We start from the raw sequence: 22,161 nt of genomic DNA on the forward strand, positions 1-22,161 counted from the left end.
TGCAAGCGGTTTGCGTCTCGGGACGGGTCAGGACGCCGTGGCGACCCGCTGCAGCTCCGTCGCCAGCTGCTCGTCGACGCGCCCACGCAGGTGCGTGCCCGCTGCGACGTGCTCGGTGAGCTCGATGTCGCCGTGCTCGTGCACCCGGTGCACCAGGTCGCCACGCTCGTACGGGACGACGAGGTCGATCTGGATGCCCGGCCGCGGGAGCTCGGCCGCGATCCGGGCACGCAGCTCGGCGATGCCCTCACCGGAGTGCGCCGAGACGACGGCGGTGTGCCGCTCCCTCCGCTGGATCCGGCCCACCACCGTCGGGTCGGCGATGTCGGCCTTGTTCAGCACCACGATCTCGTGAACGTCCCCGAAGGCCGGCACCTCGGCCAGCACCTCGCGGACAGCGGCGATCTGGCCCTCAGGATCCGGGTGGGACGCGTCGACCACGTGGAGCAGGATGTCGGCGTCGCCGACCTCCTCCAGCGTGGACCGGAACGCCTCGACGAGCTGGTGCGGCAGGTGCCGCACGAAGCCGACCGTGTCCGTCAGCGTGTACACGCGGCCGTCCTCGGTCTTGGTGCGTCGCACCGTCGGGTCCAGCGTCGCGAACAGCGCATTCTCGACGAGCACTCCCGCGCCGGTCAGCGCGTTCAGCAGCGAGGACTTGCCCGCGTTCGTGTAGCCGGCGATGGCCACCGCCGGGATCGCGTTGCGCTTACGGCTCAGCCGCTTGGTCTCGCGCGCCGGCTTCATCGCGACGATCTCGCGCCGCAGCTTGGCCATCCGGTTACGGATCCGCCGCCGGTCCAGCTCGATCTTGGTCTCACCGGGGCCACGCGAGCCCATGCCGGCACCCGCGCCACCCACCTGGCCACCGGCCTGGCGGGACATCGAGTCACCCCAGCCGCGCAGGCGCGGCAGGAGGTACTCGAGCTGCGCGAGCTCGACCTGGGCCTTGCCCTCACGGGACTTCGCGTGCTGCGCGAAGATGTCCAGGATCAGGGCCGTACGGTCGACGACCTTGACCTTCACGACGTCCTCCAGCGAGCGGCGCTGGGAGGGAGCGAGCTCGCCGTCGACGATCACCGTGTCGGCGCCGGTCGCCATGACGACCTGTGCCAGCTCGAGGGCCTTGCCGGAGCCCAGGTACGTGCCGGGATCGGGCTTCTGCCGGCGCTGGAGCAGGCCGTCCAGCACCTGGGAGCCAGCCGTCTCGGCGAGCGCCGAGAGCTCGCGCAGCGAGATCTCCGCGTCGCGGGCAGCGTGCTCGCCGCCGCTGAACAGGCCGACGAGCACCACCTTCTCCAGGCGCAGCTGCCGGTACTCGACCTCGGTGACGTCCTCGAGCTCTGTCGACAGCCCGGCCACGCGGCGCAGCGCTGTGCGCTCCTCGAGGTCGAGCTGGTCGCCGTCGGCCTCGGTGTGCACCGTGGCGCCGTCGGCACGTGCGGTCCCCGCCCGAGCGAGAACCCGTGCCACGACATCGTTCGCGATTGCCTGGGCATCTGCCTGGACTGCGCGGAGTTCGGGCGTCTCCTCAGCGGGGAGCTCGGGCTCTGTCGGGGTGTGGGTCATGTACTACCTAACTCTCGGTTGTTCTTGCGTCTGTACAACAAGGATCCCACGGCCGAAAGTCCCGCGGCTATGTCTTTCCCGCACCAATGGCCGCGCCTCCCCCACCGGCGGAACATCTGTGAGCTCATCCGCCCTGCCCACTAGTTCATTAGTCGGGTAATGGACTAGGGTGGCAACGTGTTCGTAGACGAGGGTCCGGCCTTTCAGCGGCTCGCCGCCAGGATCGCGGACGAGATCGTTGCCGGGACGTACCCCGAGGGGACGGCGGTACCGTCGGCCACCGATTTCGCCGTGTTCCACCAGATGAACCCTGCGACGGCGAGCAAGGGCGTCAACCTGCTCGTCGAGATGGGGGCGCTCTACAAGAAGCGAGGGATCGGGATGTTCGTCGCCGACGGCGCGCGCGACCTGCTCCGCTCCCGACGACGCGAAGAGTTCAGGAAGCGGTACATGGAGCCACTCCTGCGGGAGGCGCAGGTGCTCGGTATCGACGTCGCGGAGCTCCATCACATGATCGACGAGAAGCAGGAGGACGAATCATGACGAACGCCATCGACATGCACTCGGCGACCCGGGTGTTCGGGCGCACGACAGCACTCGACGGAGTGAGCTTCTCCGTTCCGGAGGGTTCGATCTGCGGGCTCCTGGGGCGCAACGGAGCGGGGAAGACGACGATCATGTCGATCATCGCCGGGCAGGACCGGCCGACCTCCGGTCGGGTCGAGGTGCTCGGGCACCGGCCCTTCGAGAACGAGTCGGTGCTCTCCCGGGTCAGCTTCGTCCGCGACAACCAGCGGTACCCCGACAACTACCAGCTCCGGCACGTGCTCCGGATCGCCCCGGAGTTCGCCCCGAACTGGAACGAGGACGTCGCGGCCGAGCTCGCGGAGGGGTTCCGCATCCCGACCAGGACGGATATCAAGAAGTTCTCCCGGGGCCAGCTGTCGTCGGTCGCGATCATCCTCGGCCTGGCGTCCCGAGCCGCTGTGACCCTCCTCGACGAGCCGTACCTGGGTCTTGACGTCACCGCACGTGCGTTGTTCCACGACATGCTGCTGCGCGACTACACGGCGCACCCGCGCACCGTGCTCCTGTCCACCCACCTCATCGAGGAGTCGGAGAGGCTCTTCGACCGGGTCGTGGTCATCGATCGTGGCCGGGTGCGCATCGACAGCGACGTCGACGACGCCCGGGAGCTCGCCTTCACCCTGAGCGGGACGACGGCAGCGGTCGACCAGCTGGCCCAGCGACACACGGTCCTGCGCTCGCACACCGTCTCGGGCCTGAAGTCGGTCACGGTGCTGGGGACGGCGGACGAGGCCGTCCGGGCGGACGCCGACGGCCTCGGGGCCCGGCTCGCCCCTGCGTCGCTGCAAGACCTCGTCGCCGCGTTCGGCGAAGAGGGATCCGGATCCATCGAGGAAGGGGCGCGAGCATGAGCGCCGTCGTCTCCACCGTCAGGCTGCATCTCAACCAGCGGGTCGGCACGTTCGCGGTCCCGCTGTACATCGCGGCGACCGTCGCCGCGTTCTCCGTCCTGGTCTCCCTGCTGTTCTGGCGCTCGGGGAGCCTGCCAGGCACCGCCGACTGGATCCAGGGATCGCAGAGCAACCCCGGGATCGCGTACGGGCTCGTCGGCTTCCTGGTCTATTTCGGGGTCGCCTCGGTCGCCACGACGTTCCCCTTCGCGCTGACCCTCGGAGCGACGCGACGGTCCTTCGTCGCGGGCACGCTGCTCTGGTACGGCATCACCGCCGCCTACATCACCGTGGTGCTGGCGGTGCTCACCGCGATCGAGCTGGCGACCGACCACTGGTTCGCCGGCTTCTACATCTTCGACGTCTACATCCTCGGCGCCGGAGACCTGCTCCGGCTGGTTCCGATCGTGTTCCTCGGCGTGCTCACCGCGCTCACCGTCGGCGGCGTCTTCGCCGCTGCCTGGGTACGCTTCGCGGCCCGCGGGCCGCAGCTCATCGCGGCGGGCGTGGTGATCGTGATCGTGACCGGCCTGATCATCGTGATCCCTGCCATGGACACCATCGTCGCCGCGTTCCAGCCCTGGTGGCTCGCGGTCGCCGCCGGTGTGGTGATCCTGGCGTCCTCTGTGGGCAGCTGGCTGCTCCTCCGTCCGGCGATCGTGCGCTGACTCTCCGTCCCCCGCAGATTGGCACCCGCCGTGCAGGCCGGCACGCAATACGATTGCGCGGTGTCCACCGACCACTACTTCACCGCCCAGCCTGCCTCGGACGACGAGCGCCGCACCCGCACCGTCCACCTCGCCGGTCGTGAGGTGGAGGTCGAGGTGGCGCCGGGCGTGTTCTCGCCCGGCGGCGTCGACAAGGGCACGGCGGTGCTGCTGAGCGGGGTGCCCGCAGCTCCGCCGTCGGGCAACCTGCTCGACCTGGGCTGCGGCTGGGGACCCATCACGATCTCCCTGGCGCTGGAAGCGCCGCACGCCACCGTGTGGGCGGTCGACGTCAACGAGCGGGCGCTCGATCTCGTACGCCGCAACGCCGAGCGGCTGGGGCTGGCCAACGTCCGCGCGGTCCTGCCGGACGACGTGCCCGACGGCCTGGAGTTCGACCTGTGCTGGTCCAACCCGCCGATCCGCGTCGGCAAGCAGGCGCTGCACGATCTGCTGACACGCTGGCTGCCCCGCCTGGCGGACGGTGCCGAGGCCTGGCTGGTGGTGCAGAAGAACCTGGGGTCGGACTCGCTCGCGCGCTGGATCACCGACACGCTCGGCCTCCAGGTCGCCCGGGAGGCGTCGTCCAAGGGGTTCCGGATCCTGCGGGTCGCGGGCTGACCCGGTAGCGCGCCTACCTAGCGGGCGACCCGCCCGGAGTAGACGAGCTCCGCGGGGCCCGCCAGCTCGACCGTGCCGCCGGGGAGCACCCGCACGCGCACCTCACCGCCCGGCACCTCCACGATCCACGTGTCGGGGGCGCCCGCGCCGGACGCGCCGCCCTGCCAGGTCCGTACCGCGAGCGCCGCGGCGCAGGCGCCTGTGCCGCACGACGGCGTCTCGCCCACGCCGCGCTCGTGCACGCGCATGCGGAGGCGTCCGACGAGGCCGTCCGGCCCGTCCTCCTCGCCGAGCGGCACCACGAGCTCGACGTTGGTCCCGTGCGGTGGCAGCGGCGCGACCTCGGGGGCGCGGTGGAGCTCCAGGGATTCGAGCTCGTCGAGGCTCGCGAGCGCGACCACGGTGTGCGGGTTGCCGAGGTCCACGCTCAGGGCGGGACGGGGCGCGGTCCAGCCGTGGACCGCGACCGCCGCGTCGTACCCGTCGGAGACGGCGGCCTCGCCGCCGGGCAGGGACCATGGCCCCATGTCGACGGCGTACCAGCCGCTCGGCTCCTTCGTCACGTGCTTGACACCGGCGCGGGTGCCGAGGCTGAGCGGCCCGGCGGACAGGTCGGCGAGCCCTTCCTGCTCGGCGAAGGCGGCGAAGACGCGGACGCCGTTGCCGCACATCTCGGCGATCGAGCCGTCGGCGTTGCGGTAGTCCATGAACCACTCCGCGGTCGGGTCCTCGGCGAGGGCGTCCTGAGCGGCCTGCTCGCCGGCGCGGGCGAGGGCCGCCGTGGGGGCGAGCCGGATCACGCCGTCGCCGCCGATGCCGCCACGACGGTCGGCCAGCCTGCGCACGTCGTCCGCTCCGAGCTCGAGGACGCCTTCGGGGTCCGCGATCAGCACGAAGTCGTTCCGCGTCCCGTGCCCCTTCGTGAAGGCGAGGGTGCCGGGCGTCGGGGCGGAGGGCACAGGGCTCGTCGCGGGCTGCGTCATGACCCCAGGCTACGGCGCACGGGTTCGGTCCCCGCAACCGGCAGCGTCCCGGCGTCGGCGGCGGCCACGACCGCTCGCGCCTCGGCGAGCAGGTCGGGCGAGGCCGCGTCCAGCCAGTGCACGCGCGGGTCGCGGCCGAACCAGCCCATCTGCTTGCGTGCGAGGCGCCGCGTGTTCGCTGTGATGGCTTCCCGGGCCTCCGCCTCGGTGGACTCCCCGCGCCACCAGGCGAGCACCTCTGCGTAGCCGACGGCGCGGGCCGCCGTGACGCCGAGGCCGGACCCGGTGCCGCCCTGCTCCGGGCTTGCGAGGGCGCGCACCTCGTCCACCAGGCCCGTCTCCCACATCCGGTCGACGCGCGCGGCCACCCGCGTGTCCAGGATCTCTCTCGAGCAGTTCAGCCCGATCTGCACGGCGGGCCGCACGTACTCCTGCCGGGGCAGGTTGGCCGTGTAGGGGCGGCCGGTGAGCTCGATGACCTCCAGCGCGCGCACGATGCGGCGGGTGTTGTGCGGCCCGATGCTTGTCGCGGCCTGGGGGTCCAGCTGCGCCAGCTCGGCGTGCAGGGCGCGGCGCCCCTCGGTCTCGGCGCGAGCCTCGAACCGCGCCCGGATCTGCGGGTCGGTGCCAGGGAAGTCCATGGCGTCGAGCAGGGCCCGCACGTACAGCCCCGACCCGCCGACGACGACGGCGCGTGCTCCCCGCCCGCTGATCGCGTCCAGGTCGGCGCGTCCTGACTCCTGGTACCGGGCCACGGAGGCGTCCTGGGCGGGGTCCAGCACGTCGAGCTGGTGGTGCGGGATCCCGCGCCGCTCGGCCGGCGGCACCTTGGCCGTGCCGACGTCCATGCCGCGGTAGAGCTGGAAGGCGTCGGCGTTGACGATCTCGGCGGGGCCGAGCGCCTGCGCCAGGTCGAGCGCGAGGTCGGACTTCCCGGTGGCGGTGGGACCGACGATCGCGATGACTAGCACGCGGCGATCTTACGGTCCGACAGCGTGGTGACCCGGTATTCCGGCGGCAGGTGGTCGTGCGCCTGCTCGAAGACCTGGACCTCCGCCGTCCACGCGTCGGCGCCGGCAGCCCGCAGCGCCGCCCGGATACCGTCGGTGAGCGCGTCGGGGCCGCTCTCCAGCCCTCCGGGCGCTCCCCCACCCGCGACGACCAGGCCGCCGCCGCTGCGCAGGAGGTCCAGCGGGACGCCGTCCAGCGCGACGGCGCTCGGCGGCACCTCCAGCGTCTCGACGTCGGCGGCACGTAGGCCCAGCACGTCCGCGAGCGCCAGCAGCGCCACCGAGGCGCCGGTGCCGGCGGCCGCACGGGCACCGTCGGCCCAGGGGTCCGCCGTTCCGGCGCGCTGTCCGGAGTCCGTCGGGGAGCGCTGTCCTGAGCCGGCGGAAGGGCCGGGCAGCCAGCGGTCGCCGATGCCGGAACCGGCGAGCGTCGGGCGCAGGCGTCCGTGCCGGAGCCTCGGCCCGTGGGCAAGGACGAGGGGCAGCAGGCCGCCTCCGGTGAGGTCGGCCACGGCACGCGCCACCGCCTCGCGGACGTCCGCGAGCGGGTCGGCCCGCAGGCCAGGGGTGACCCCGGGGACGAGCAAGGGGGTCGCAGGCAGGATCACGGCGCGCACGATCCCTGAAAGTAGCACCAGGCCCGGCCTCTAGCCGGTCCGGGCAGATTCCACCCCTTTCTCACGTGAACGACGCAGCGGAGCGAGGTGTCTGGCGGGTACTGTGGGCAGGTGAGGTTCTTCGGGTCACGACGCCGGAACACGGCGGGCGACGGCGACCGTGCGGCCACCGGCCCGCAACAGCCCGAGCCCAAGGAACTCGACGACGACGAGCTGCGGGCACAGGTCGAAGGCGTTCTGCTTCGAGAGCTGACCGGCGGCCTCGACGATCCCTCGTCCCTTCCTGAGCCGCTGACGCGCGACCGCGTGGTCGAGTGGCTGGGCGAGAACGGGTTCAGCTACTTCGTCGACTCCGAGGGCGACGTCGGCGGGCTGTGGCACGGCTGGCTGTTCTACTTCCTGATGGTCGGCGAGAGCTCCGAGGTGCTCCAGGTCCGCGGGCAGTGGCACCGCGACCTCACCATCGAGCGGCTCGAGGAGATCCTCGAGCTCTGCAACGAGTGGAACGCCGAGCGCATCTGGCCGAAGACGTACGTCCGGGTCCGCGACAACGGGGCCGTGCTCGTCTACACCGAGGTCACCGTCGACCTGGAGCACGGGGTCACGGAGGACCAGCTGGACCAGCTCCTGCAGTGCGGGCTGACCACCGGCTCCATGTTCTTCGAGCACCTCGACGAGACGTTCCCCGATCCTCTGAGGTCGGCGCCATGAGCGGGGCACGTAGCGGCGGCGCCGGCCGTTGGCTCGCACGGCTGCTGAACCCGCGCCCGCCGGCCGCGCGGAGGTCGTCCGGCGTGCAGACCCGCACGATCGCGAACGTCCAGATCGAGAAGCCCCGGCCCCTGAGCACGCAGCGCGTCGGCGACGACCTCTCGCGCCGCGGCTACCGGTTCCGCATCGACGACGACGGCGACGTCACCGGCACCTGGGACGGCAACCGGTTCTGGTTCCTGCTGCTCGGCGAGCACGACGAGATCCTGCAGGTGCGCGGCCGCTGGGCGGGCACGCTGCCTGCCGGCGCCCGGCTTGCCGTGCTGCAGGCCGCCAACGACTGGAACCGCGAGCGCATCTGGCCCAAGGTCTACACGCGCGAGGAGGCGGCAGGGCTCGCCCTGTACGCGGAGGTGTCGGTGGACTTCGAGCACGGCGCCACCGAGGACCAGCTGGCGCAGACCGTCTCGTGCGGCCTGGTCACGGCCAGCCAGTTCTTCTCGACGGTCGCCTCGCTGGCGCCGCCGTCGGACGCGGAACCGGACGACCCGGAGAAGTAGCGCACCCACCGTGGTCGTGGGCGCGACCGCTACCCGTGGCGGAGGGTGGGCAAGCCCAGCGGCACGGGGCCGGACGGCGCGGGCGTGCCGTGCGAGTGCGTGTCCTCCCCGCCCCCGAGGCGTGCCTTCTCGCGCTCCGCCCAGGCGTCCCCCGAGCGGGTGCGCCGCACCACGAGCGGCCCGGCGGAGACGGGGTCGGCGATCAGGTGGTGCGGGGCGGCCTTCGTCACGGTGGCGGTCACGACGTCGCCGGGGCGCGGCAGCCCGTCGGGCACGACGGCGGACAGGCGCGGGTCGTCCAGGCTGACCGGGGCACCCGTGAGGTCGAGCGCCTCGTCGTCCGGGCCCGAGCCGGCGGCAGGTCGGGGCAGGCCGACGTGCACCAGCCGGTTGTCCTCTGCGCGGCCCGACAGGCGATGCATCGCGCCGTCCTTCTTGCCGGACCCCTCGCCGACGAGGACCTCGAGCGTGCGCCCCACCTGCTTGTCGGCCTCCTCGCCGCCGATGCGCTCCTGCAGCGCCAGGAGGCGTTCGAAGCGCTCCTGCACCACGGCCTTCGGCAGCTGGTCGGGCATCGTCGCGGCCGGCGTGCCCGGGCGCGGCGAGTACTGGAAGCTGAACGCCGAGCTGAACCGGGAGGCCTCGACGACGCGCAGCGTCTCGGCGAAGTCCTCCTCGGTCTCCCCGGGGAAGCCGACGATGATGTCGGTGGTGATCGAGGCGTCCGGCATCACCGCGCGCACGCGGTCGAGGATGCCGAGGAACTTCTCGGAGCGGTACGAGCGGCGCATCGCGCGCAGGATCCGGTCCGAACCGGACTGCAGCGGCATGTGCAGCTGCGGCATCACGTTGGGGGTCTCGGCCATCGCGGCGATGACGTCGTCGGTGAACGCGGCGGGGTGCGGGGACGTGAACCGCACCCGCTCCAGGCCCTCGATACGGCCGCACGCACGCAGGAGCTTGGCGAACGCGCCGCGGTCGCCGAACTCGACGCCGTAGCTGTTCACGTTCTGGCCCAGGAGCGTCACCTCGATCGCACCGGCGGCGACGAGCGCCTCCACCTCGGCGAGGATCTCGCCCGGACGGCGGTCGCGCTCCTTGCCGCGCAGGTGCGGCACGATGCAGAAGGTGCAGGTGTTGTTGCAGCCGACGGAGATGCTGACCCAGCCGGCGTAGACCGACTCGCGCTTCGTGGGCAGCGTAGACGGGAAGACCTGCAGGGACTCCGCGATCTCGACCTGCGCCGCCTCGTTGTGCCGGGCGCGCTCCAGGAGCACGGGCAGGGCGTCGAGGTTGTGCGTGCCGAACACGACGTCGACCCACGGCGCCTTCGCCACGATGTCGCCGCGGTCCTTCTGGGCCAGGCAGCCGCCGACGGCGATCTGCATACCCGGCCGCGCCGCCTTGATGCTGGCGAGCTGGCCCAGGTTTCCGTAGAGCTTGTTGGCGGCGTTCTCACGGACGGCGCACGTGTTGATGACCACGACGTCGGCCTCGCTGGCCGCCTCGTCCTGTCCGGACGCCCGCTGGTACCCGGCCTCCTCGAGCATGCCCGCCATGTGCTCGGAGTCGTGCACGTTCATCTGGCAGCCCAGGGTGCGCACCAGGTAGGTGCGCGGCGGCTGCTCCGGCGCCTCGTCGCGGCCTGCTGGACCGGTCGAGAGATCGGTCGCGGCGGCGGAGGGCATGGCTGGGGTGAGGGCGGTCGTGGACATCGAGTCGATTTTACGTCCCCTGTCGAGCGGGCCCGTACGGTGAGAGATCCGGCCCATAGCAGGCATCTGTTACCGAACCGTTGTGTCGCGATGACCCGTCGACTTGGTCCTTGAAACATCGGATCGTTAGGTTCAAGGGATGGACCAGAGCACCCCGACCACCGGCCAACCGGCGGCCGACGAGACCGTGGACGCTCCGACGTCGGACCGCGTCCTCGGGGCGCCCCTCGTGGAGCTGAAGCACGTAAACAAGCACTTTGGCGCGCTGCATGTGTTGCAGGACATCGACCTCACCGTTCACAAGGGTGAGGTGCTGGTCGTGATCGGCCCGTCCGGCTCCGGCAAGTCCACGCTGTGCCGGGCGATCAACCGTCTGGAGACGATCGACGACGGCAGCATCGCCGTCGACGGCAAGACCCTGCCCGAGGAGGGCAAGGCCCTCGCCCAGCTGCGGGCCGAGGTCGGCATGGTCTTCCAGTCGTTCAACCTGTTCGCGCACAAGACCGTGCTCGACAACGTGACGCTCGGGCCGCGCAAGGTCCGCGGCATGAGCAAGAAGGACGCCGAGGAGCTGGCCCGCACCCTCCTCGACCGCGTGGGCGTCGGCAACCAAGCGGGCAAGATGCCCGCGCAGCTCTCCGGTGGCCAGCAGCAGCGCGTGGCGATTGCCCGCGCGCTTGCGATGCGGCCCAAGGTGATGCTCTTCGACGAGCCGACCTCCGCGCTCGACCCCGAGATGGTCAACGAGGTGCTCGACGCCATGGTCGCCCTCGCCGAAGAAGGCATGACGATGATCGTGGTCACGCACGAGATGGGCTTCGCCCGCAAGGCCGCGCACCGCGTCGTTTTCATGGCGGACGGCCAGATCGTCGAAGAGGCTCCCCCCGAGGAGTTCTTCACGGCGCCCAAGAGCGAGCGGGCGCGCGACTTCCTCTCGAAGATCCTGACCCACTGAACTTTCACTGACTGATCCCAGCCAAGGGTTCCGCAACGGATCCCGAACTACCGAAGGGGAATCATGCGTAAGCACACCATGGGGCTGCTGGCAATGGCGGCAGCGTCTACTCTCGCGCTCTCGGCCTGCGGAAGCGCCGAGGTCGGCGAGCCGACCGGCGAAGAAACCGCCGCAGGCGGCGGCGAGTCCATTCGCATCGGCATCAAGTACGACCAGCCGGGCCTGGGCCTTCAGGAGGGCGAGGAGTTCACGGGCTTCGACACCGACGTCGCCCGTTACGTCGCCGACAAGCTCGGCTACTCCGAGGACCAGATCGAGTGGGTCGAGACCATCTCGGCCAACCGCGAGACGGCGCTGCAGAACGACGAGGTGGACATGATCTTCGCCACCTACTCGATCAACGACGAGCGCAAGGAGCTCATCGACTTCGCCGGCCCGTACTTCGTCGCCGGCCAGGACCTGCTTGTGGCCACCGACAACACGGACATCACGGGCCCCGAGGACCTTGAGGGCAAGAACCTCTGCTCGGTCACCGGATCGACGTCGGCGGAGAACATCAAGAACGACCACGCCGAGGGCGTGCAGCTCGTGGAGCGCCCCGGCTACGCCGACTGTGCCACGGCCCTCGCCTCGGGCGCCGTCGACGCCGTGACCACCGACGACATCATCCTCGCCGGCCTGGCCGCCACCGAGCAGAACGCCGGCAAGTTCAAGGTCGTCGGCGCGCCCTTCTCGGAGGAGCGCTACGGCGTGGGCCTGCCCGACGGCAGCACGGACCGCTGCGAGGAGGTCAACACCGCGATCGGCGAGATGATCGAGGACGGCACCTGGGAGGAGCTCGTCGCCAAGAACACCGAGGGCGCCGACTACACCCCGAACGCGGACCTCAACCCGCCGGACCAGGACGCCTGTGAGTGACCTCCTGACCACCCTGTGACCTTCGTGCCCGACGCCGGACCGCCCGCCTCCAGGGGCGGTTCCCGGTCCGGCGTCGTGGCACGTCGGGCGTCGTCGGCCGTGCCGCGACGCCCCTGACCATCCATCCTGAAAGGTGACCGTGGACGACCTCTTCGCCGGGTTCGCCGAGCTCTTCGCGCAGTACGACGTACTGGGCGCGTTCTGGGTGAACATCCAGCTCACGTTCTGGGCAGCGATCCTGTCCCTGGTCCTCGGCACAGTGCTCGCGCTGATGCGCATCTCCCCGATCGCGTCGCTGCAGTGGGCCGGTACCGCCTACGTGACGATCTTCAGGAACACGCCGCTGACGATCATCCTCACGTTCACGTACCTGGTGCTGTTCGCCCAGCTCGGGTTTGCACTCTCGGCCGACCTCAACACCACGTTCTTCTGGTTCGCGGTGATCGGCCTGGCCGTCTACCACGCGGCGTTCGTCTGCGAGGCCATCCGCTCCGGCGTCAACACCGTGCCGGTGGGCCAGGCGGAAGCCGCGCGCGCGATCGGGCTCTCGTTCCTGCCCGCAGCGACCCTGATCATCCTGCCGCAGGCGTTCCGCGGGGCCATCGCGCCGCTCGGCAACACGCTCATCGCACTGCTGAAGAACTCGACCGTCGCCATCGCCGCCTCGGTCGCGACCGAGACGTCATCACTGATGAGGACCATGATCGAGTTCCGACCAGACCTGATGGTCGCGATCTTCCTGCTGTTCGCGATCGGCTACGTCATCCTGGTGATCCCGATCGGTGTGACCACCACCTGGCTGTCCAGCCGACTGGCGGTGAAGCGATGACCGCCTCCGTCCTCTTCGACGCTCAGGGGCCTCGCGCCCGCGCCCTGTCCGCGGTCGGCAACGTCGTCTCAGCCCTCGTGGTGCTCGCCGTGCTCGGCTGGATGGCGTCGGTGCTGTACGCCAAGGGCCAGTTCGAAGCCTCGCTCTGGCAGAACGCCGTGTCCGCCGAGGCCTGGCAGTCCTACTACCTGCCGGGCCTGCAGAACACGCTGCGTTCGGCACTGTTCGCCACGGTGGGCTCGGTCGTCTTCGGCATCGTCTTCGGTGTCGGACGGCTGTCGCAGGTTCGTCTGGTGCGCTGGTTCTCGGGCGTGGTCGTGGAGTTCTTCCGCGCGGTGCCCGTGCTGCTGATGATGATCTTCTTCTACATGTACTTCTCGGCGCAGGCCCAGTGGATCACCGACAGGCCGTTCGCGGCAGTCGTGCTGGCCCTCGTCCTGTACAACGGCTCCGTCATCGCGGAGCTGGTCCGCTCCGGCGTCGGGAACCTGCCGAAGGGGCAGGGCGAGGCAGGACTGGCCGTCGGCCTGACTCCCGCGCAGACGCTCCGCTCGGTCCAGCTTCCGCAGGCGCTCGTCGCCATGCTGCCTGCGATGGTCTCGCAGCTCGTGGTGGTGCTCAAGGACTCGGCGCTCGGCCAGCTCATCCTCTACCCCGAGCTGCTGCGGTCCGCCCAGGTCCTCTCCTCCAACGAGCAGAACCCGCTGCAGGCGCTGGTCATCGTGGCGGCCGTGTTCATCGTGATCAACTACCTGCTCACCGTCGTGGCGCACCGGCTGGCGAGGCTGCTGTCCAGCCGGACGGCGGGTGCCACGATCGAGGGCACCGGGATCGGCAACCCGACTGCTGTGGCCGGCGGACCCGGTGGCGGCGGCCCAGGCGCGGTCTGACGGTCCACACCGCACCGACGCCGGAGCCGCCCTCAGCACACGTGCTGAGGGCGGCTCCGGCGTTCGGTCACCCGGCCGACCCGTCGGGGTCCGCGCCCGACGGCATCAGTGCGGGTCGAGGGCGTCGGGGCAGAGGACGTCAGTCCTCCGAGTAGTCGAGGTCGTCCGTCTCCTCGCCCTCCGCGGCGAGCGCTTCGCGGACCAGCTCGAAGGCCAGGCCGGGCGCGTAGCCCTTGCGCGCCAGAGAACCGACGGCGCGACGGACCCGCACCTGGCGGTCGAGGGTGCGCGTGCGGGTGATGAGCTTGGTGGCCAGCCTGGCACCCGCGACCCGTTCGTCGTCCGGGTCGAGCTGGTCCAGGGCCTCGGTGGCCGTGTCCTCGTCGATGCCCCGCCGTCGTAGCTCCGCCGCGATACCTCGCCGGGCAAGGCCCCGCTCGGCGTGCCGGGTGCGGACGATGGTCTCGGCGTAGGTCGCGTCGTCCACCAGGCCCACCTCGTCGAACCGGTCGAGCACCTGCACGACGACGTCCTCCGGGTAGCCCTTGCGGGCCAGCGACTGCTCCAGCTCGCGCCGGGACCGCTGCGCCGCCGTCAGGGTCTTCAGGACTACCTCGCGGGCCTTCTCGACGGCCTCGTCACGGCTGATCTCGCCGGCCTCGAGTCGCTCGGCGACGGTCTTGCGTGGTGCTCGGTCGGCGCTGCTGCGCCCTCCGCGGCTGCTCGTCCAGCCACCCTCCCGAGCAGCCGGACGGCCCCGACGCTTCCCCACGCCGGGACCATCCGCTGGATCACCGTACTGCACGTCAGAACGGCGCCTTCTCGGCGGCCGCTTCCGCCTTCTCGGCAGTCTTCGACACCGCCGGCTTCGCGGCCTTCGAGCGCGCGCTGGGTGCCTTGGTGGCCTTCGCCGTTGCCGTCGTCCGGGAGGCCGAGCTCGCTGCCGCGACGGTGCCGGCAGCCGGTGCGGTATCCGTGGCAGCAGGGGCCGCCGCAGCCGCACCCTCGTCCGCCGGTGCGTCGACCTTCGGGCCGACGCCCAGCTTCTCCTTGACGCGCTTCTCGATGTCGTTGGCGAGGTCGGGGTTGTCCCGCAGGAACGCTCGCGCGTTCTCCTTGCCCTGGCCGAGCTGATCGCCCTCGTAGGTGAACCAGGAACCCGACTTGCGCACGAAGCCGTGCTCCACGCCCATGTCGATCAGGCCGCCCTCACGGGAGATGCCGTGGCCGTACAGGATGTCGAACTCCGCCTGCTTGAACGGCGGGGCCATCTTGTTCTTGACGACCTTCACCCGGGTGCGGTTACCGACCGCGTCGGTGCCCTCCTTGAGGGTCTCGATGCGGCGGATGTCGAGCCGGATCGACGCGTAGAACTTCAGCGCCTTGCCACCGGTGGTGGTCTCGGGCGAGCCGAAGAACACGCCGATCTTCTCGCGCAGCTGGTTGATGAAGATCGCCGTGGTGCCGGACGAGCTCAGCGCGCCGGTGATCTTGCGCAGGGCCTGCGACATGAGGCGGGCCTGCAGGCCGACGTGGCTGTCACCCATCTCGCCCTCGATCTCGGCCTTGGGCGTCAGCGCGGCGACGGAGTCGATCACGATGATGTCGAGCGCGCCGGAGCGGATCAGCATGTCCGTGATCTCCAGCGCCTGCTCGCCGGTGTCCGGCTGCGAGACCAGGAGGGCGTCGGTGTCGACGCCGAGCTTCTTGGCGTAGTCCGGGTCCAGCGCGTGCTCTGCGTCGATGAACGCAGCGATGCCACCCTGGCGCTGAGCGCTGGCCACCGCGTGGAGCGCGATGGTCGTCTTGCCCGAGGACTCAGGCCCGTACACCTCGACGACGCGTCCTCGGGGCAGACCGCCGATACCGAGCGCCACGTCGAGCGCGATCGAGCCGGTCGGAATCACCTCGATAGGCGCACGGATCTCGTCGCCGAGGCGCATGACCGAGCCCTTGCCAAAGCTGCGGTCGATCTGAGCGAGGGCCGCTTCGAGGGCCTTGTCGCGATCTGCTGGTGCGGGCATGTGCAACACCTTCGGTTTCGGGGCGCTCTGTGCGCCGGCATGGATGACTCTGTACGTCGTTGCCGACCGTACGCGGAGCCACTGACACGAACGCCTTCTCCGGCCGCCGCCTGTGGACGACGTTCCGAAATCCGTGCCTGTGGTCAAAGTCTAGCCGAACGCGTGTTCGAGGCAACGCACGACACACCGGGGTGTCGTGGACATCTCACCGGGCTCAGCGACGAGGCGGCGGGGCCTGCCGGTGCTTGTCCTTGCCCCACCGTTCGGCGTCGGGCACGTCCAGCGCGTCGCACAGCGCGTGCCACACGTCGCGCGGCTCGTCGCCGTCGTCAAGGGCGACCGCCGGGGTCCGGCCGTCCAGCGCGGGCAGCACCTGCTCCCGTGCGAGGGCGCGCCCGTAGGCGGGACCGAAGACCTCGTCGATCAGCTGCCAGAAATCCCGTTCGCGCACCCGGCAACCCTACGTCTCCTCGCGCTGGCCCTGACAACCGGCCTCTGTCAGTGGTCGGGGACAGAATGGGTCCATGCCGACGCCCGACGACCCGCTCTCCCGGTTCGGACCCGCCACCCGTACGTGGTTCACCGGGGCGTTCGCGCAGCCCACCGCCGCCCAGGCCGGCGCGTGGGACGCCGTCGCGCGCGACCAGCACGCGCTCGTGGTCGCGCCGACCGGGTCCGGCAAGACGCTCGCGGCGTTCCTCTGGTCGATCGACCGGATCATGTCCGCTCCACCGCCCGAGGAGCGCGCCCGCCGCTGCCGGGTGCTGTACGTGTCACCGCTGAAGGCACTCGCGGCGGACGTGCAGCGCAACCTGCGCTCCCCGCTCACCGGCATCCGGCAGGCCGCCGCCCGGGAGGGCGTAGAGGTCCCGGACGTCACCGTCGGGATGCGCACGGGCGACACGCCGGCGAGCGAGCGGCGCTCGTTCGCCACCCGCCCCCCGGACATCCTCGTCACGACGCCGGAGTCGCTGTTCCTCATCCTCACCTCGTCGGCGCGGGCCGGCCTGGCCGGCGTCGAGACCGTGGTGCTCGACGAGATCCATGCGGTCGCGGGCAGCAAGCGCGGCGCTCATCTGGCCCTGAGCCTGGAACGGCTCGACGCGCTGCTCGACCGACCGGCGCAACGCATCGGCCTGTCGGCGACCGTGCGCCCCGTGGACACCGTCGCCCGGTTCCTCGGCGGTGGCCGCGACGACAGCTCGGCCAGGGAGGTCGCCGTCGTGCAGCCGCCGTCGCACAAGGAGTGGGCGATCGACGTCGTGGTGCCGGTCCCGGACCTCGCGGATCTCGACAGCGCGCCGGCGACCGGCCCGTCCGACGGTGCAGCGCAGGCGGACGGCGCGGCCGACGGTCCGGGCGGCGCAGGGACGAGCGGTCCTGGCACCGGCGACGACGAGATCGATCTCTCGGGCGAGGCCACCCGGCCCCTGCGCAGGGCCTCGGTCTGGCCGCACGTCGAAGAGCGTGTGGTCGACCTCGTGGCCGACCACACCTCCACCATCGTCTTCACCAACAACCGGCGGGGCGCGGAGCGGCTGACGGCCCGGATGAACGAGGTGTGGGCGCAGCGCCAGGGTCTTGACGTCGCCGACCCTGCCAGCACCTGGGCCGCGCTCGTGCCGGGCCAGTCGGGAACGAGCGCCGGCATCCCCCGGCCCACGCCCGAACGACGCGGTATGCCGGAGGCGGTACCGGCCCAGGGCGAGATGCTCCTGGCGCGGGCCCACCACGGGTCGATGAGCCGCGCCGAGCGCACCCGCACCGAGACCGAGCTCAAGGAGGGCCGGCTGCCGGCAGTGGTCGCCACGTCGTCCCTGGAGCTCGGCATCGACATGGGAGCGGTGGACCTCGTGGTGCAGGTCGGGGCGCCGCCGTCCGTGGCGAGCGGGCTGCAGCGCATCGGCCGTGCCGGTCACCAGGTGGGTGCGGTGTCCAAGGGCGTGGTCTTCCCGATGTTCCGCGGCGACCTCGTGCCTGCCACCGTCATCGCGCAGCGGATGCGCGCGGGCGAGATCGAGCACATGCACGTCCCTGCCAACCCGCTCGACGTCCTGGCGCAGCAGGTGGTGGCGGCCCTCGCCGTCGACGACTGGGCCGAGGACGAGCTGCTCGCCCTCGTCCGCCGCGCCGCGCCGTTCGCCCGGCTCGGTGACGCGACGTGGCGCGCTGTGCTCGACATGCTCGCCGGGCGGTATCCCAGCGAGGACTTCGCCGAGCTGCGCGCCCGCATCACCTGGGACCGCGCGACGGGCATGCTGCGCGGCAGGCCCGGCGCACTGCGCCTGGCCGCCACGAGCGGTGGCACCATCCCCGACAAGGGCGCCTACGGCGTCTTCCTCGCCACCGACGGGCCCGACGGCGGCGCGCCCGGCGACGCCCTCACCGACGCCGTGACCGGCGGCGCCGCCCGCACGCGCGGTGGCAAGCGCGTCGGTGAGCTGGACGAGGAGATGGTCTACGAGTCTCGGGTCGGCGACACGTTCACGCTCGGGTCGAGCACGTGGCGCATCCAGGAGATCACCACGGACCGGGTGCTGGTCACCCCGGCCCCCGGCCTGCCCGGACGCCTGCCGTTCTGGAAGGGTGACGCCCAGGGGCGCCCCGCCGAGCTCGGGCGCGCGGTCGGTGCGTTCGTCCGCGAGGCCGACGCGGCCCTTGCCGCCGACCCCGACGCCGGGCGCAAGCACCTGCGTGACGCGGGGCTCGACGCCTGGGCGGCCGACAACCTCGCCGCCTACCTCACCGAGCAGCGGCTGGGCACCGGGCGCGTGCCCGACGACCGGACGGTGGTCGTGGAGCGGTTCCGTGACGAGCTCGGCGACTGGCGCGTGGTGATCCACTCGCCGCTCGGCGCACGCGTGCACGCGCCGTGGGCGCTGGTGATCTCCGCCCGGTTGCGCGCCCGCTTCGGCCTCGACGTGGCTGCCATGCACTCGGACGACGGCATCGTGCTGCGTCTGCCCGACGCCGGCGGCGGCTGGGAGGGCGACCCGTGGGACGTCGGCACGGCAGCCGGCCAGAGCGATGACGCCGACCAGCAGACCCAGCACACGCCAGGGCAGGTCGCGCTCGACGACCTCCTCCTTGACCCCGACGAGGTGCTCGGCGCGGTCCGTGACGAGCTGGGCTCGTCGGTGATGTTCGCCGCGCGGTTCCGTGAGGCGGCGGCGCGGGCGCTCCTGCTCCCCCGCCGTCGCCCGGACAAGCGACAGCCCCTGTGGCAGCAGCGGCAGCGGTCCGCCCAGCTGCTGGAGGTGGCCAGCCAGTTCCCGGACTTCCCCATCGTGCTGGAGGCCGCGAGGGAGTGCCTCCAGGACGACTTCGACGTCACGGCCCTGGCCGACCTCATGCGTGAGATCGCCGGCGGCGGGGTCCGGGTCGTCGAGGTCACGACCGCGACGCCGTCGCCGTTCGCGCAGTCGCTCCTGTTCGGCTACACCGCCCAGTTCCTGTACGACGGTGACGCACCGCTGGCCGAGCGTCGCGCGGCCGCCCTGTCGCTCGACCCGGAGCTCCTGGCCGAGCTGCTCGGTGACCAGGGGACCGCCGACCTGGCGGACCTCCTGGACCCGGGTGCGGTCGAGCGCACAGAGGCGGAGCTGGCCGGCCTGGCGCCGGACCGTCAGGCCCGGGACGCCGAGGGCCTGTGGGACCTGCTTCGCCGCACCGGACCGCACCCGCTGGACGCCCTGGAGGCCCGCACCCGGGAAGAGGCGCGCCACGCCGTGGCCCACTGGCTCGACGAGCTGGAGGCCACCCGCCGCGTCATCCGCGTCCGGTTCGCCGGCGTGGAGCAGTGGGCGGTCGCAGAGGACGCCGGCCGCCTGCGCGACGCGCTGGGCGTGGCACTTCCGGTGGGAGTCCCGGAGACGTTCACCGAGCCGGTGCCCGACCCGCTCGGTGACCTGCTGCGCCGACACGCTCGCACGCACGGGCCGTTCGGTGCCGGCACGGCGGCCCAGCGGTTCGGGCTGGGCGTCGCGATCGTCGCGCACGGCCTGGCCCGCCTCGAGGCCGCCGGCGTGCTCGCACGCGGCAGCCTGCGACCCGGCTCGCTCGGCGGCACGGGCGACGAGTGGTGCGACCCCGGAGTGCTGAGGCTGCTGCGGCGGCGTTCGCTGGCCGTCCTGCGGGCAGAGGTCGAGCCGGTGGAGCAGGAGGCGCTCGGTGCCTTCCTGCCCCGCTGGCAGAACGTCTCCACCGGGCTGTTGCGGGCCGCGGACGGGCTCGTGCAGGCGATCGAACAGCTCGCCGGCGCCGCGGTCCCCGCGTCGGCCCTGGAGACCCTGGTGCTGCCCGCACGCGTGACCGACTACTCCCCCGCCCTGCTCGACGAGCTGACGGTCGCCGGAGAGGTCCTGTGGGCAGGGCACTCGCGGCTTCCCGGCTCCGGCGGCGGCGACGGCCTGGTCTCGCTCCACCTGGCCGACGGCGCCCCGCTCACGCTTCCCACGCTGGAGCCGATCCAGGAGGAGAGCCCGCTCGACTCCGAGCTGCACCGCGCGGTGCTGGACCTGCTGACCGGTTCCGGGGGATTCTTCCTGCCCCGGGTCGCCGAGCTCACCGGGGCCGAGCCGGACGCCGTGCTGGAGGTGCTGTGGGACCTCGTCTGGGCCGGGAGGGTCACCAACGACGGGCTCGGTGCCCTGCGGGAACGAGTGAGCGGCGCCGGTGCCCATCGTGCGCCCCGGACGGCCGCGCGCGCCCGGCCGGTGCGACGCTCACGGTTCGCCGTGTCGCCGGGACGCCCGGCGTCGGCGCTGCGGGCCAGTGCGTCGGTCCCCGGAGGCGGGGGACGCTGGGCCGCGCTGCCGACGCGCGAGCCCGACCCCACGCTGCGGGCACACGCCCTGACCCAGGTGCTGCTGGAACGGCACGGTGTGCTCACCCGGTCGGGCGCGGCGGCCGAGGGCGTCGGGGCGAGCTACCGCGACGTGTACCGCGTGCTGTCCGGTCTGGAGGAACGCGGTGCGGTGCGCCGCGGATACTTCGTCGAGCACCTGGGCGGCTCGCAGTTCGCGCTGCCGGGTGCCGTCGACCGCCTCCGGGTCGACGCGCAGGACCGCGCGCGGATCGTCGAGGCCGAGCTGGAGGTCACCGAGCGCACGACAGCCGTGGCGACCGGCACGGGCGCGAGCAGCACGAGCGGCGCCGTCGTGCTCGCCGCGATGGATCCAGCCAACCCGTACGGCGCGGCGCTCGCCTGGCCGGCTGGGTCCGGCCCCGACCGCTCGGCCGCTGGCGGCAGTGCGCCGGGCCACGCCCCGGGCGACGACGGGAGCAGGTTCGGCGTCGTGGACGCGGCGCAGGGCCCGGAGCCTGCTTCGGGCAGAAGCCCCGGGAGCAGGCCCACCGCTGCGCACCGGCCCGGCCGCAAGGCCGGAGCCATCGTGGTGCTCACCCACGGCGACCTCGCACTGTTCGTGGAGCGTGGTGGGCGCACGGTGCTGTCGTTCACCCAGAGTCCCGCTCGGCTCGCGGTCGCGGCTGCGGCGCTGGCCCGGACCGTCCGGGAGGGACGGCTGGGGCGCCTCGTGGTCCAGCGGGTCGACGGTGTGTCCGCCCTGGAGGCCGCACGGCACCATCCGGTGGCTCGAGCGCTCGTGGAGGCGGGCTTCGCGGTCACCCCACGAGGTCTGCGGATCTCGATCCGCTGAGCGCGAGAGCCGGCGCTGCCACCTCGATCTCGAGGACCTCGTGCCCCGCGATCCCGGCCGCGGCCGGCCCGGAGCTGAGGTCCTCACGGTCGATCGTGGCCGCGAGCAGGAACAGGTAGCCGATCATGATCATGAAGCCCACGCGCTCGATGAGGCCGAAGGCCATGATCCCGGAGTCGGCGAAGAAGACCAGGGACAGGTGCACCACGAGGAACACCGTGACCACCACGCCCAGGGCGCTGGCGGCCGTCCGCAGGCCTCGTGGGAGCCCCGAGCGGGGCCGCTGGATCGACCGCTCCAGGCTCAGGCCGACCACGGGCAGCACGCAGAACGCCGCTGCCGCGCTGACCCGGTGAATCGTGGCGGACAGCGTCGCTGCCGTCCCCGGCGGGTCGGTCGGGAACGCGCCGACGAGAATCATCGCCACGGCGAAGAGGATCATCGCCACGGCAGGGACGGGGCCTACCGCCAGCCCGGCGCGGTACATCCGGACCGTGAGGATCAGCCCGAGCAGCGCCATGATCAGGCCGCCGGCCAGGATGAGCTCACCGCCGCCCGGCACGAAGGCGTACCAGCTGATCGGGTCGAGCACCGGGTCGACGACTGACGCGCCGACCACGTGTGCCGCAGCCATGGGGAGCAGTGCCGTCGCGCCGAGCCAAGCAACTGTGCGTGCGCTGCGGGGGTCTACGGGTACTGGCGGCAATTCGGGATGTCTCCCCAGGTCAGCGTCTGCGACGGTCATGAGATAAGGGTCCTGGAGCGGGCGCTCAGAATCCATCCGGTATTCCCCCGGTTACGCCAGGACATTTCTGGGGGCTGTCCCCCAGTGGCTCCCGTGCGGCCGAACCCGGATCACGTCCACACGCACGGGTGATATGCCGGATGTGCGGCGTCTCTCGGCCTGGCGCACA

20 protein-coding genes are annotated in these 22,161 nt (G+C 71.8%); 11 read left to right on the top strand and 9 right to left on the bottom strand.

What is annotated here, in order from left to right; all coding sequences use genetic code 11:
- Positions 1–27: 27 nt before the first annotated feature.
- On the bottom strand, positions 28–1,569 hold the full coding sequence (gene hflX / locus ACFS27_RS21275) for a GTPase HflX (RefSeq protein WP_377187112.1): 1,542 nt from the start codon (positions 1,567–1,569) through the stop codon (positions 28–30).
- A gap of 177 nt (positions 1,570–1,746) precedes the next feature.
- On the opposite strand from hflX, the gene ACFS27_RS21280 reads away from it, so the two are divergent.
- The 4 genes from ACFS27_RS21280 to ACFS27_RS21295 are packed head-to-tail and all read left to right on the top strand — an operon-like array spanning position 1,747 to position 4,375.
- A complete protein-coding gene (locus tag ACFS27_RS21280; RefSeq protein ID WP_377187115.1) occupies positions 1,747–2,112 on the top strand; it encodes a GntR family transcriptional regulator in 366 nt (121 codons plus the stop codon).
- The gene (locus ACFS27_RS21285) at positions 2,109–3,008 is read left to right on the top strand and encodes an ABC transporter ATP-binding protein (protein ID WP_377187118.1); all 900 of its coding nucleotides are present in this window, start codon (positions 2,109–2,111) and stop codon (positions 3,006–3,008) included. The genes ACFS27_RS21280 and ACFS27_RS21285 overlap by 4 nt, the downstream gene beginning before the upstream one ends.
- On the top strand, positions 3,005–3,715 hold the full coding sequence (locus ACFS27_RS21290) for a hypothetical protein (protein WP_377187121.1): 711 nt from the start codon (positions 3,005–3,007) through the stop codon (positions 3,713–3,715). Before ACFS27_RS21285 ends, ACFS27_RS21290 begins: the two co-directional genes overlap by 4 nt.
- Positions 3,716–3,775: 60 nt before the next feature.
- Entirely contained in the window at positions 3,776–4,375 is a 600-nt protein-coding gene (locus ACFS27_RS21295) for a class I SAM-dependent methyltransferase (RefSeq protein ID WP_377187124.1), read from the top strand.
- 17 nt (positions 4,376–4,392) lie between these two features.
- On the opposite strand, the gene dapF is transcribed toward ACFS27_RS21295, so the two are convergent.
- From dapF to ACFS27_RS21310, 3 genes are read right to left on the bottom strand one after another with little or no spacing between them, the layout of a single operon-like run.
- On the bottom strand, positions 4,393–5,358 hold the full coding sequence (gene dapF / locus ACFS27_RS21300) for a diaminopimelate epimerase (RefSeq protein ID WP_377187127.1): 966 nt from the start codon (positions 5,356–5,358) through the stop codon (positions 4,393–4,395).
- Positions 5,355–6,329 (bottom strand): tRNA (adenosine(37)-N6)-dimethylallyltransferase MiaA, encoded by a 975-nt coding sequence (gene miaA, locus ACFS27_RS21305; protein ID WP_377187130.1) that lies wholly within the window; start codon positions 6,327–6,329, stop codon positions 5,355–5,357. Before miaA ends, dapF begins: the two co-directional genes overlap by 4 nt.
- A complete protein-coding gene (locus ACFS27_RS21310; protein ID WP_377187133.1) occupies positions 6,323–6,976 on the bottom strand; it encodes a hypothetical protein in 654 nt (217 codons plus the stop codon). Before ACFS27_RS21310 ends, miaA begins: the two co-directional genes overlap by 7 nt.
- Positions 6,977–7,096: 120 nt before the next feature.
- On the opposite strand from ACFS27_RS21310, the gene ACFS27_RS21315 reads away from it, so the two are divergent.
- Together ACFS27_RS21315 and ACFS27_RS21320 are read left to right on the top strand one after the other, a co-directional pair.
- Positions 7,097–7,696, top strand: coding sequence for a type III secretion system chaperone family protein (locus ACFS27_RS21315; protein WP_357463199.1), 600 nt, complete (start codon positions 7,097–7,099; stop codon positions 7,694–7,696).
- Entirely contained in the window at positions 7,693–8,256 is a 564-nt protein-coding gene (locus ACFS27_RS21320) for a type III secretion system chaperone family protein (RefSeq protein WP_377187136.1), read from the top strand. Before ACFS27_RS21315 ends, ACFS27_RS21320 begins: the two co-directional genes overlap by 4 nt.
- A 29-nt stretch (positions 8,257–8,285) precedes the next feature.
- On the opposite strand, the gene miaB is transcribed toward ACFS27_RS21320, so the two are convergent.
- Entirely contained in the window at positions 8,286–9,971 is a 1,686-nt protein-coding gene (gene miaB, locus ACFS27_RS21325) for a tRNA (N6-isopentenyl adenosine(37)-C2)-methylthiotransferase MiaB (protein ID WP_377187139.1), read from the bottom strand.
- Positions 9,972–10,110: 139 nt separating this feature from the next.
- On the opposite strand from miaB, the gene ACFS27_RS21330 reads away from it, so the two are divergent.
- The 4 genes from ACFS27_RS21330 to ACFS27_RS21345 all read left to right on the top strand — a co-directional run bounded on the left by ACFS27_RS21330 (position 10,111) and on the right by ACFS27_RS21345 (position 13,563).
- On the top strand, positions 10,111–10,926 hold the full coding sequence (locus ACFS27_RS21330) for an amino acid ABC transporter ATP-binding protein (RefSeq protein ID WP_377187142.1): 816 nt from the start codon (positions 10,111–10,113) through the stop codon (positions 10,924–10,926).
- A gap of 63 nt (positions 10,927–10,989) precedes the next feature.
- Positions 10,990–11,844: a glutamate ABC transporter substrate-binding protein gene (locus ACFS27_RS21335; RefSeq protein ID WP_377187145.1), complete on the top strand. Its 855-nt coding sequence runs from the start codon at positions 10,990–10,992 to the stop codon at positions 11,842–11,844.
- A gap of 139 nt (positions 11,845–11,983) precedes the next feature.
- On the top strand, positions 11,984–12,673 hold the full coding sequence (locus ACFS27_RS21340) for an amino acid ABC transporter permease (protein ID WP_377187148.1): 690 nt from the start codon (positions 11,984–11,986) through the stop codon (positions 12,671–12,673).
- Positions 12,670–13,563 carry an amino acid ABC transporter permease gene (locus ACFS27_RS21345; RefSeq protein WP_377187151.1) on the top strand — a complete coding sequence of 298 codons (894 nt, stop codon included), beginning with the start codon at positions 12,670–12,672 and terminating at the stop codon, positions 13,561–13,563. The genes ACFS27_RS21340 and ACFS27_RS21345 overlap by 4 nt, the downstream gene beginning before the upstream one ends.
- Before the next feature lie 139 nt (positions 13,564–13,702).
- Here ACFS27_RS21345 and ACFS27_RS21350 read toward each other — a convergent pair whose 3' ends face one another.
- From ACFS27_RS21350 to ACFS27_RS21360, 3 genes are all read right to left on the bottom strand, one after another.
- Positions 13,703–14,335 carry a regulatory protein RecX gene (locus tag ACFS27_RS21350; protein ID WP_377187154.1) on the bottom strand — a complete coding sequence of 211 codons (633 nt, stop codon included), beginning with the start codon at positions 14,333–14,335 and terminating at the stop codon, positions 13,703–13,705.
- 34 nt (positions 14,336–14,369) lie between these two features.
- Positions 14,370–15,587, bottom strand: a complete 1,218-nt coding sequence (gene recA, locus ACFS27_RS21355; RefSeq protein WP_377187157.1) for a recombinase RecA — start codon at positions 15,585–15,587, stop codon at positions 14,370–14,372.
- Positions 15,588–15,801: 214 nt separating this feature from the next.
- Positions 15,802–16,038: a DUF3046 domain-containing protein gene (locus tag ACFS27_RS21360; protein WP_377187160.1), complete on the bottom strand. Its 237-nt coding sequence runs from the start codon at positions 16,036–16,038 to the stop codon at positions 15,802–15,804.
- A gap of 73 nt (positions 16,039–16,111) precedes the next feature.
- Between ACFS27_RS21360 and ACFS27_RS21365 the strand changes: the two genes are divergently transcribed.
- Positions 16,112–21,247, top strand: coding sequence for a DEAD/DEAH box helicase (locus ACFS27_RS21365; protein ID WP_377187162.1), 5,136 nt, complete (start codon positions 16,112–16,114; stop codon positions 21,245–21,247).
- Here the strand turns inward: ACFS27_RS21365 and ACFS27_RS21370 are convergent.
- On the bottom strand, positions 21,213–22,028 hold the full coding sequence (locus tag ACFS27_RS21370) for a DUF998 domain-containing protein (RefSeq protein WP_377187165.1): 816 nt from the start codon (positions 22,026–22,028) through the stop codon (positions 21,213–21,215). The genes ACFS27_RS21365 and ACFS27_RS21370 overlap by 35 nt on opposite strands.
- Between the last annotated feature and the right edge of the window lie 133 nt (positions 22,029–22,161).

Origin of the sequence: Promicromonospora vindobonensis, assembly GCF_042685865.1 — a bacterium.
Lineage (GTDB): Bacteria > Actinomycetota > Actinomycetes > Actinomycetales > Cellulomonadaceae > Promicromonospora > Promicromonospora vindobonensis.